The 12,184-nt window shown below is 44.7% G+C and carries 6 protein-coding genes; all 6 read right to left on the bottom strand.

Going from position 1 to position 12,184, the window contains the following annotated elements:
- Window positions 1-221: 221 nt before the first annotated feature.
- Genes IPH84_02345 through IPH84_02370 form a run of 6 tightly spaced genes read right to left on the bottom strand, consistent with a single transcriptional unit; the run spans window position 222 to window position 12,173 of the window.
- On the bottom strand, window positions 222-2,198 hold the full coding sequence (locus IPH84_02345; GenBank protein ID MBK7172081.1) for a cellulase family glycosylhydrolase: 1,977 nt from the start codon (window positions 2,196-2,198) through the stop codon (window positions 222-224).
- A gap of 48 nt (window positions 2,199-2,246) precedes the next feature.
- A complete protein-coding gene (locus tag IPH84_02350) occupies window positions 2,247-3,443 on the bottom strand; it encodes a glycoside hydrolase family 27 protein (protein ID MBK7172082.1) in 1,197 nt (398 codons plus the stop codon).
- Between the two features lie 5 nt (window positions 3,444-3,448).
- A complete protein-coding gene (locus tag IPH84_02355) occupies window positions 3,449-5,878 on the bottom strand; it encodes a DUF4982 domain-containing protein (protein MBK7172083.1) in 2,430 nt (809 codons plus the stop codon).
- 30 nt (window positions 5,879-5,908) lie between these two features.
- Entirely contained in the window at window positions 5,909-8,218 is a 2,310-nt protein-coding gene (locus IPH84_02360; protein MBK7172084.1) for a glycoside hydrolase family 3 C-terminal domain-containing protein, read from the bottom strand.
- A 21-nt stretch (window positions 8,219-8,239) separates the two neighbouring features.
- Window positions 8,240-10,387: a glycoside hydrolase family 3 C-terminal domain-containing protein gene (locus IPH84_02365; GenBank protein MBK7172085.1), complete on the bottom strand. Its 2,148-nt coding sequence runs from the start codon at window positions 10,385-10,387 to the stop codon at window positions 8,240-8,242.
- Window positions 10,388-10,421: 34 nt separating this feature from the next.
- Window positions 10,422-12,173, bottom strand: a complete 1,752-nt coding sequence (locus tag IPH84_02370; GenBank protein ID MBK7172086.1) for an acetylxylan esterase — start codon at window positions 12,171-12,173, stop codon at window positions 10,422-10,424.
- Window positions 12,174-12,184: the final 11 nt, after the last annotated feature.

Below are 12,184 nucleotides of genomic sequence, written 5' to 3' on the forward strand. Positions count from 1 at the left end.
ATAGGTTATGGGCATGGGCTGGAAGGATGATCTTTTTTCACCGCAAGGACGCAAGGAAGGCGCTAAGACGCAAGGGGAGCAGGGTGTTCGTTTAATCTTTATTCGCTCTGTTCATTTTACCGCTAGGACGCAAGGGGGGCGCAAAGACGCTAATGAAGGAAAGGTTCAGAGGGGATGAAAAAATCGGGGAGGGAACTAAAAAAGTTGAATATCAAAAAAGCTTATTCTTTTACGAGCAGGCAGGTTTCACGGCCTGATGGCGATGTGAGGCAACAGATGTAGATGCCGCTTCCAGCTTCTGCCCCGGTTGCAAAACGGCCATTCCATGCGATTTTATTTACCCCTTTGCACAGGAAACCTGTTTCCACTACACAGCATTTCACTCCGCAGGCATTAAAAATTTCGACTGTAACCTCTTCCGCTGCAGGCAGAGCAAAGGTGATTGTTGTCAGGTTCTTCATTGGATTTGGTGCAACGCCAAGATGAAAGGGTTTATATTCTGCTAACCTTTCGAATCCCAGGGTGCCATTCTCTCTAACAATGGCAGTATCGAGATTTGTAATGGTAATATTATCAAACCAGATTTTATTTCCACTCGTGCCACCATATTCAGTAGAGAATTCAAACTTGTCTAAGGCAGCCCAATCAAATTTTCCTTCGGCATTAAACCAGGATCCGTTATCCCATGACCCGCTTTCAACAAATTCAGAAAGAGGGATATGCACATGATGCCAGCGGTTGTCCCAGGCTGCCCGGCTGGCATCAATCGTGACCCCAATGCGCCAGGGATGGTCATTGGGGTCTTCAGTTTTTGTATCCAGGAATCTTGCATCAAATTTGATATCTGTTTCATTCCCTCTTACCATGAAATCAAGGGCATACCCATTTTCAACCAGCCAGGAGAAATCCCGATCAGGGAGAAAATCAAACCCTAAAGCATTGTATTGACTAAATCCTTTCCATTCGAGGCAATACTGGTTATTATTGGGTAATAAGGAAGAATAAAAGTCGATAGTCCCGGCAGAATAACTATTATTCACTAAGTTGATCTCAATATAATCGGAATACACCTTCATTCCAGTGGTATCGGGTATCATCGACCAGGAGGTCTGAGGCGGGACATTAAAGCCCAATCCCTGTAATAATGATATATTCAGATCATGATTAAACATTTGATTGGATCCTTTTTTGAATAAACCAAAACCACCCTGGTAATCCCATGTTGTCCAGGGGATATCGTTTTCCTCCAGGTATTCCCTTACGACCTGGTACCAGTAAACCCTGTCGGAGGTGTCACAATTGGGGATATACACTCCGAATTCACCGCAAAAAACCTTGACATTCCTGCTGTTTCTGAAATTGATGGCATAATCGATCAGCGATTTCACTTTTGCCACAGTACCATCAACAGGGTAATTGTTCAGGGCTGATTCCACCCAGGTGCCCAGTAAATCGTTTGGACAAGGTGGCATGGTCAGCGGATCGTATGGAAATGGAACACCCGATAGTGAAGCCATTGAGGGCGTATTCCAGGTGGCTCCCTGGTGAGTAAACATAAATGGGTCGTAAAAATGGAAGGTATATAGCAGGTTGGTATCAGCATATGCCGGCAGATTCTGAAGTTCGGAATAGGTATTGTAGCCCGATCCTCCCACAACAATGGTGTGTTTTGTATCAACAAGCCTGATGGCATCAATTACATTTTTTTGAATGATACCCCAGGCCTGGGTTGATATTCCATGGGGTTCGTTCAATACTTCATACAGGATATAATTACTCCTGTCTTTGTAATGAGCAGCCATTTGAGGCCAGACTTTCTTGAGAACGGTTTCAACCTGTGGTGAGGTATTCACTGATGGGTCAAAACTATGGTCATCGAGGATCAGGTACATTTGAAGTTGCTCCGACCATGTTACCACTGAATCAAGGAAGCTGAAAAAGAGCGGATTCAGGGTATAATCGGGGCCGCCGGAACTCATTTCATGCAGACTGATGGGTAGACGGATCACATCACAACCCAGACTCTTGATATTGACCAGGTCTTGTTTGGTGTATTTGGTAAATTGAATTTCGCCGGGGCTATTCACCTGGAACCAGCCGGTAAGATTGACCCCTTTGCTGAACGGAGCCTGGGCTGTGCTGCTGAATGCAAGAAGAAATACATTCAGGAACAATACAATTGTTTTGAAGTTTCTCATGGCAAAATATCTCATATTAAAGAGGTTAACAATGATTGATTGGGATCTTTATTCAGAAAGCCGAAGAAATATTACATCGTGAGAGGGAATGACCGCCTTCAAAGGTACTGCAGTGGTACCAGCTGATTTGTGCTGCCATACATCCCTGATTTTATACTCATGACTATCGAATTCAAAATTCTTTCCGGATAGGGCATCCCGAACCGGATAATGCTTCCAGTCGAAATTAACGGGCAGGTCTTCATCTCCCCTGTTGAGAAAGCAAATAGCTATCTCATTATTGCTTAAGGGTTTGGCATATACCTGTAGGTTGCCAAAATCGAGGTATTTAAAACACTGAATTCCAAGGGCATCCTGATCAATGGCAATTGCCTCCCTGTTGGTAAGAATTTCGAGTGTTTCCTTTGACACCGACCTCAGGTCATTCCCTGCAATGAGTGGGGCTGCAAGCATACACCAAAGTGAAAAGTGCGCCCTGTCTTCACTCAATGTCATTCCATTTCCTACTTCCATCATATCAGGATCATTCCAGTGGCCCGGGCCTGCATACTTCCTCAGGTCCTTTTGCTTATCGAGAATCTGAAGCACCCCCAGTGATGACCAGTTTCCATATCCTTTCTCGCAGTTGAAACAGTTGGCAATATCACCGGTTGTCCGCCACATATGCCCGACATCCTTTGCCCAAAGCCAGGGTTTATTATCACCCCATTCGCAAATACTGAACAGAATCGGCCTTCCGGCATCGTGAAGGGCATCCCGCATGGTTTTATAGGCATTTTCGGCATTGATTCCGGTGGTATTACACCAATCATATTTCAGGTAATCGATTCCCCATGAGGCATAGGTGATGGCATCCTGGTATTCATGTCCGTGACTTCCCGGTTTACCTCCGCAGGTCTGGGTTCCTGCATCGGAATAAATTCCAAGTTTAAGTCCTTTTGAGTGAACATAATCGGAAAGGGCTTTCATTCCTGAAGGAAACCTTATCGGATCAGGATGAATAAAACCAAGGCTGTCGCGGCTTCCATGCCAGCAATCATCAATATTGATATACTCATACCCTGCAGCTCCCATTCCGGTTGACACCATGGCATCTGCTGTTTTCCGGATGAGATCCTCATTAATTTCACAACCAAACTTATTCCAGCTGTTCCATCCCATAGGAGGGGTTTGTGCAAGATCATATTTTTGAGCTGAAAGGCCCTGGCAGAGGAGGATAAAGGCAATTATTACAGATATTTTCATATTGTTTATTTTGACTCAAGTGTAACAACGGCTGATTCAAGGTTTTCAGAAGTAGCTGTGATTTTAATCGGGCCCGGAGATTTACCGGCCTGAACCACCAACAGGCACATCCCGTTAAAAGCCTTCCTGGTATCGGATTTAAAGGGTTCAAGACTGATCTGGTTCCCATTATCAACTCCTGCTATGATTGCAGGCCCTTCTACATTGAATTTCACTGTCTGATCTGCTTGGGGCACCATGTTGTTATTTTCGTCAACAATTTTTACTGTGCAGAAAGAGAGGTCTGTTCCATCCGCTTTAAGGATTGTCCGGTCTGAGATCAGCACAATACGGGCAGGTTTTCCTGCGGTAGTGACCTCTTTCTGAACAAGTGTTTGTCCCCTGGTACGGCCGATTGCCTTTATGTTTCCTGCTTCAAACGGTACTTTCCAGGATAAATGGAGCTCTCCGTTTTCCTTTCTTTTGGTGCCCAGGGATGTGCCGTTAAGAAACAATTCGGCTTCCAGGCAATTGGTATATACCCATACATCGATAAGCTGGCCTTCTTTCCAGTTCCAATGAGGCATCAGGTGCAGCATAGGCTTTTTTGTCCACTCACTTTGGTACATATAATAGCAATCCTTTGGAAAACCACATAGATCAAGGATTCCGAAATAGGAGCTATGTGCAGGCCAGTTGTATGGGGTGGGTTCTCCAAGATAATCAAAGCCCGTCCAGATGTATAAACCTGAAAGAAAGTCGTGGCTTCTCATTATTTTCCAGGTTTCTTCGTGTGTGGAGCCCCAGGGAGTTGAGCAGTTGTCGTAGGAAGAGCAGGTGAAATCCGGGTTGCCTTCATTAAAGGGAACATCCCATTTAACGGGCCATCTTCTCACTGAGTCGGCAGGAAAATCATAACTTCCTCTTGAAGCTAAAGCCGATGTGGTTTCTGAAGCAATGAATTTTTGTCCGGGAAATGTCTTTGGAAATTCTGCGAAAGTGTTGAGTTTATAGTTATAGCCTACCAGGTCGAGTGCCCCGGATTTAATGATATTATTCCAGGGTGCCGGATCATTACATGCTGAAGTTATCGGACGGGTTGGGTCGAGTTGGCGGACAACAGAGGCCAGCTGTGTTGCAAGAGGCGTCCCTGTTGAATCCCACTGCTCTATAATCTCATTGCCAATGCTCCAGATGAAAACGGAGGGGTGATTGCGGTCGCGTAACACCATATCTTCAAGATCCCGTTTATACCATTCGTCGAAATCCAGTCCATAATCATTGGCAGTTTTGTTCTTTTTCCACATGTCGAAGGCTTCATCCATCACGATAAATCCCATCTTATCGCATAGGTCAAGGAGTTCGGGAGCGGGAGGATTGTGAGATGTCCTGATACCATTGCACCCCATTTCCTTTAATAATTCAAGCTGTCTTTCCAGGGCCCGGGTATTGATTGCAGAACCAAGGCATCCCAGGTCATGGTGATTACAGACACCCCGGATTTTAACAAAGTCGCCATTCAGAATAAAACCTTTCTCCGGATCAAATTCGAACTTGCGAAGACCCAATGGAGTTTCATAGGTATCGACCACTTTCCCCTTCTGCTCGACAAAGGTTATTATCTTGTACAAATAAGGCGATTTATCGGACCACAACCGTGGCTGTAACATCCTAATTTCCTGGTAATAAACATGAAGGCTATCCGGCTGCTCTGCCTGGACAGGCTCTGTTTGGGCCACCACATTGTTATCGTTGTCGAGGATGATGGAGCGGTGTGAAATTTTCACTGAATTTCCGGTATGATTCCTGACTGTTGCCTGGATATTTACCACTGCACTCTCCTCACTTACATCTGGGGTTGTAACATAAGTACCCCAGTGATCAATGGCTACGGAACCGGTGAGCACAAGCCATACATTGCGATAAATCCCTGAACCGGAGTACCACCTGGAGTTAGGCTGTTTGGAATTATCCACCCGAACGGCCAGGACATTGTTTTCATTTATCCTGATGTAAGGGGTAAGATCGTAACGAAAAGAACTGTATCCATAAGGCCTTTTGCCCAGGTAATGCCCGTTGATCCATACTTCTGAATTGCGGTACACCCCATCGAAATCAATGTAGATTTGTTTGCCTGCCTGTGGTTTTTTAATTGAAAAGGTTTTCCTGTACCAGCCGAAACCACCCGGAAGGGCACCTCCACCGGTTGTTGCCGGATTTGATTCACTGAAAGTCCCTTCAATACTCCAATCATGTGGCAAATCCAGTGATCGCCAGCCTGAATCATCAAAATCAGGTTTCGATGCATTCGGTTCATCAGCCAACAGGAACCTCCAGCCTTCATTGAAATTAATCTTTTCCCTCAGACTGGAAGAATTGCGAGGTTGTGCAATTACTGAAAGGCTCACTAACATTAAGGAAATGATGAGGTAAGCCCTGAAACCCTTATTTTTCATTGAATCAACAGGATTAATACGTGTTTTGAATTATTGGTTCACTGTAAAAACTGCCTTGTCGAGCCGCTCTGAATCAGGTCCGGTGAATATTTCAAACTCTCCCGGTTCCACTACCCTTTTCATATCACGGTTATAAAACCATAGCTTTTCAGGAGTGACTGTGAAAACAACCTCCGCTGTTTCCCCCGGTTGCAGGGTGATTTTTGCAAAGTCTTTCAGTTCTTTTATTGGCCTGGTTACCGAACTGATCTTATCATGAATATAGAGTTGAACGATCTCTGAACCGGTAACTGTGCCGGTATTTTTCACTTGAACAGTAATCTTCAGGTTTTCACCAGGCTTTATTGCAGCTTTTTCAACTACCGGTTTTCCATATTCGAAGGTGGTATAGCTTAAGCCATAACCAAATGGAAATGCAGGTTTCATATCGGAATTCACATAATTACGGTTCCTTGAAGGCTTTTTGCTGTAATAAACCGGTAATTGTCCGATATTCTTCGGGAATGTGACAGTAAGTTTCCCTGAAGGATTCACTTTGCCAAAAAGGACATCAGCAACGGCTGTTCCGGTTTCCTGTCCGAGGTACCATCCCTCCAGCAGGGCTGGCATTTGCTGAGTAATGAAATCAGAGACAATCGGTCGTCCATTGATCAGGAGCACAACCACCGGTTTCCCTGTTTTAACCAGTTCCCGGGCAAGTTCTTCCTGCCTTCCCCAAAGGGTAAGGTCGTCGCGGTCGCCACGGTGTTCTTCGCTCCAGCCTTCGCGGCAGATCGATTCATTTTCACCAATTACCAGCAAAACAACATCACTCTTCTTAGCAACCTCCACTGCTTCGGCAATAAGTTTTCGGTCAGAATCAAGATCATTTAATGCTGTATTATTGTTATCCCAGAAGGAACCCGGACTGGTGGTAATTTTGCATCCTTCGGCATAAAGAACTTTAAATTGCTCTCCTGCGAAATTCCTGATTCCATCGAGGACTGAAACTCCTACCCTGGGTTCAATAGTGTAACCTCCAAGGTGAAGGTCGGCAGCATTGGGGCCGATTACTGCCATGGTTTTTATTTTGGAGGCATCAAGAGGCAGGAGCTTATTGTCGTTTTTCAACAGGATGATTGATTTATGGGCGGCTTCCAGGGCAATTGCCTTATGTTCTGCACAGTTGGTCACTTTCCTGGTTCTATCAACATCGGCATAAGGGTTTTCAAAAATGCCCAGCCTGAATTTGTTGAGAAGGACATTTCTGACGGCCTCATCCAATGTGCTTTCGGCGATATACCCTTTTCTTACGAGGGGGGCTACCAGGCGGTAATAACTGCTCACATCCATAATTTCAAAATCCACGCCTGATTCAAGGGCGAGTTTGATGGCTTCGGCGGTGTCGGCAACCACAAAATGCTTACGGTTCAGGTCTTCAATTCCTCCCTGGTCGCTGATCACATGTCCCTTGAATCCCCATTCCTCACGAAGCACTTCCTTTAGCAGCCAGGGATTGGCATGATTAGGAATAGCTGACCATTCGTTGTAAGAGGGCATTACGCTGAGCACTCCTGCTTCCTTTACGGCAATTTCGAAAGGATAAAGGTGGTTTTCCCTGAAATAGCGTTCATCGCAGAAAATGGGGGCTGTATTGTTACCCCCTTCACCCTGCCCGTGCCCGGCAAAGTGTTTAAGGGTGGCAATTACATGTGAACCATCAATTAGAGGGGAGCGTCCCTGAAGGCCCAGGATAGCCGCTTTGCCAATCCTGGCAGTCAGGTAGGGATCTTCGCTATAGGTCTCTTCTGTCCTGCCCCAACGTGGTTCCCGTGCCAGATCAATAACCGGTGAGAGTGCCTGGTGAAAACCACGGGCTCTCATCTCAAGTCCGGTTGCGGAAAATACCTTCTCAATAAGTATTGTATCCCAACTACTGGCCAATGAAATAGCCTGGGGGAAACTGGTGGCTCCCACTCCCATAAAACCATGAAGTCCTTCACCAATAAACAGGCAGGGAATTCCAAGCCTTGTTTTACTGATCAGTATTTTCTGAAGGGCATTATCAAGACGCATGGCTTGTTCCATGGGCATTTTTACCTGGAAAAAGGTGATAGCACCAATTCCGTCGGGGAAGGATTTCAATACCTTGTTTTCATCAATTTCACCTTTCTCATCAAAAAGGGTATTTCCAACATTGATAAAACAGAGTTGTGCTGCCTTTTCTTCGATGGTCATCTGTTTCATTAACAGATCAACTCTTTCTTCTATCGGCAGGTTCTTGCCGGGAACCGGTTTTGTGGTTTGTGAAGCCACGATGAATGAGATTAGCAGGAAGCCTGTAACCAGGAGTGTTTTCATTTGAACGGATTTAATGATCAGCTATAATTCTATTTCCTTTTCCAGCAAAATTTGATCAGATGATGAACCTACCTTCAGCATGAATTTGCCGGGTTCGAGCACCCAGTCTTTCTTATCAGGGTCGTAAAACTGGAAAGCCCTTTGATTGAGAGTGATCTTAACTTCTCCTGATTCGCCGGGTTTTAGGCTGATTTTTGAGAAGCCTTTGAGCTCTTTAGCCGGACGACTCACTGATGATTGGGGGTCAGTAACGTAAACTTCAGCAATCTCCTTACCTGCAACCTTTCCGGTATTTTTAATCATAAAAGTTAGTGTACACATTTCTTCCGGGTTGCCTTTACTGGTTTTAACCCTGAGGTCAGAATATGCGAACTGTGTATAGGAAAGTCCAAAACCAAACGGGAATAGTGGCTTAACAGCTTTTGTATCGAAATAACGGTATCCGACAAGTAACTCGTCTTTGTAATTTACGGTTCCATTACTTCCCGGGTATTCTCCAAATACTACTGAGGGTGAATCTTCGAGTTTTCGGGGAAGGGTATAGGGCATTTTTCCTGAAGGATTTACGTCACCGGTAATTATCCTGGCCAGGGCTGTCCCGGTTTCCATGCCTATATAGCTGGTATAGAACAGGGCATTGGCATTATCAATCCAGGAACTCATATCTACCGGGCTTCCTGCTATCATAACAATAATAGCATTGGGCTTCACTTCAAGGATGGCACTGATAAGTTCATCCTGTCCATAAGGCAGGGACATATCCGGCTTATCATCACCTTCACAGTCGTTTCCGGGTTCATGATTGAGACCACCGAAAATAATGACCTGTTCGCATTCTTTGGCAAGATTAACAGCTTCGGCCCTGAGTTTGGCATTGGAAGACTTAAGATCTTTGGTTACTTCATAACCCTGGGCATATTTCACTTCTATTTCATTACCCAATCTTTTCTGCAGTCCTTCGAGAGGCGTGATTTCATACTTAGCTTTAATTGTGGTACTCAGTCCGCCATATGCATGTTTACGGGTAGCATTATCACCGATCACAGCCAGTTTTTTAACATTGCTTGCCTGTAATGGCAGAATCTTGTTGTTTTTTAGCAGCACAACCGCTTCTTCCGCTATTTTCAGTGTGGCAGCAACTCTTTCAGGGGTGGCAAGTTTGGCTGCCATCCCGGTTGTATCCGGTTCTGCTTTGCCAATAAGGTTTAACTTCACCATTACATACAAAATCCTTCGAACCTTATCATCCACCACTTTGGCATCCACTTTACCGGCTTTGATGGAATCGAGGAGTGCTTGTCCCATGTAGTAATTGCCTTTTTTCCCATCGATAGGGTACATTTCAAGATCCAGCCCGTTATTTGCTGCCTCGAGGGTATTATGAGCTGCACCCCAGTCGGTCATCACCAAACCTTTAAACCCCCATTCCGTTTTCAGGATATCCTGGAGCAGGTATTTGTTTTGACTGGCATACTGACCTCTGAATTTATTATAAGCCCCCATAATACTAAGGACACCCCCTTCTTTAACAGCAGCTTCAAAAGCCGGTAAATAAATCTCGCGCAAAGCTCTTTCGGATACTTCAACATTGATTGTACCCCTATCCTTTTCCTGGTTATTAAGGGCAAAATGTTTGGCACATACTGCGATTCCACCAGCCTGTGCTGATTTGATAAACTCTACAGCTATCTGCCCGGTAAGGAAAGGATCCTCACTCATATACTCCCAGTTTCTTCCATTTAAGGGTGTACGGTGAATATTGAGCCCGGGAGCCAGCATAATATCTTTCCCTCTGATTATGGCTTCTTCGGCAAATACCTTTCCGAAATCTGTTGCCAGTTGAGGATTCCATGTGGAGGCCAGGGCTGTAAGACAGGGGAAATAAGTAACTGCATCATTTTTACAATTAGCAACACTCCAGTCGTGTGGGCTCATTTCCTCCCTTATTCCATTGGGTCCATCAGAAAGATGAAGTGCGGGGATACCCAGGCGGGGAATGGCCGGAGTGGTAAAAAAGGTATTCCCGTGAATGAGGGATATTTTTTCTTCAAGGGTAAGCTGTTTCAGGAGGTCGTCAACCTGCTGGTCGATTTTATCCTGTGTTTTACACGAACAGATAATCATTGTAAGTACGCTTGCAAGGGTTAAAAAGATTAATTTGGATTTCATAGTGTTGAGTTATTTATGAATCACGTGAGAGATGCTATTTATTGGATGGGAGATTAAATTTCTCCCGAAACCATTTCATTTTCAATGCATAATGAGGATTCGGGAGACTATGCCCGGCTTCGGGATAAATCACATAACTTTTTTCTGCCCGAACTTTATTGAAGGCTGCGAAATTGATGACCGGAGGACATACTTCGTCACATAAACCAACCCCCATAAGCATAGGAGCTTTGATCATTGGAGCAAGGTTTTTAATATCAAAGTAACTCAATGTCCGGTAAACCTGTTCCCAGCTTTGTTTTTTTTCAACCTCCACATAATTGGTGAACTCGTTAGCAGGCCAAGCAGCTACTTTGAAATAGTTAGGGAAATCAGAGAGAAATGGAACCTGGGGAGCACAAACAGCTATCCTGTCGGCAGCTAAAGCTGCTGTTGCAAAAGTGAGGGCACCTCCTTGACTTGCACCTTCAACGCCTACTCTGGTGGTATCCACTTCAATTCGCGAAAAAAGGAAGTCCACAGCCCTGAGACAGTCCATGTAAGCTCCCCTGTAAATGTATTCATCTTTATCGTCAAGATGATAGAGCAAATAACCGGGAAATCCGGGGTTCACATCATCTTTGCTGTTACCATGTCCCCTGATATTAATTCCGAAACCAATGATATCTTCTCCATAGTTCACATAGGATGGGAAGATGGTTGAACTGTATCCCTGAACCTGCAAAATAGCAGGGTATCTGCCGGGAGCTGATGGAACCGAATACCAGCCCCTGATAAGTACATCGCCGAGTGAATGCATTTCCACAAGGTAAATGTTTCGGCTTGGGGTACATAAACTATCTATCCTGATTAACTTATACCGGGGATCAACATTTTTCAAATCTGCCTTAGCTTTACTCCAGAATTCCTCAAAATCAGTGGGTCGGTCGTTCTTTGAAACAATCTTTTCAGGCTCATAACCAAACCGGATGTCCATTTGCTTCATAAACAACCCTGATTCTATTTTTACCGAGGCTTTATAGAAACCAGGCACTACTCTATCCAGGTTAATTTCTGTTTCAGTTTCTGAGCCGGAGGCACTCCTAAGAGGCTGATGATGTGTTTCCAGTTGATCTCCATATTGATTGGTAATCCTGACATTCATAATGCCATCAATATCAAGTCCTGATTTGTTTTCAACGGTAATGGGCAGCTTGATTACATCCTCACCCGAAAAGACATGGTCTCCCTTTTTAAACTGCGGAATGATGCTGATTTTTTCAAATAGCTCTTTAATCACCAGGGCCGGAGGGCCGGCATATATTCCACCATTTCCTGTACCATCGAAAACCCTTATTGCAAGAGTGTTGGGCTTATCCCACCTGACAAGTTTCCAGGCAATTTCGTAAGACCTGAATTTATCATGAGCCGTAACTGTTTCAGGTGGGAATGTGCCGGTTGTTCCTATAATCTTACCGTTGAAGTATGTTTCATCACAATCGTCAATCATTCCGAGGTTCAAAAGAAATGAACCCTTCTTGCCCAGGTATTTTTTATAAGATGAAGGAATTACAAAGGTGACCCTATACCATGCAATTCCATCATAACTTCCAAATCCCTGTTGTTCCCAGACACGCTCCGGAGAAAGGGTGATCCATCCGGAATCATCAAATGCCGGGTCGGACCAGGTAATTTCATCTCCAGTACTGAACTTCCATTGCTGAGGCAGCAGATTTTGTGCGAATGCAGCAAAACCGGTGCAGATAAGCAGGAAGGAGATTGCCGTTTTTGTAAGTGTTTTATTCATCTATTATTAAT

The organism is Bacteroidales bacterium (assembly GCA_016707785.1).
GTDB lineage: Bacteria > Bacteroidota > Bacteroidia > Bacteroidales > UBA4417 > UBA4417.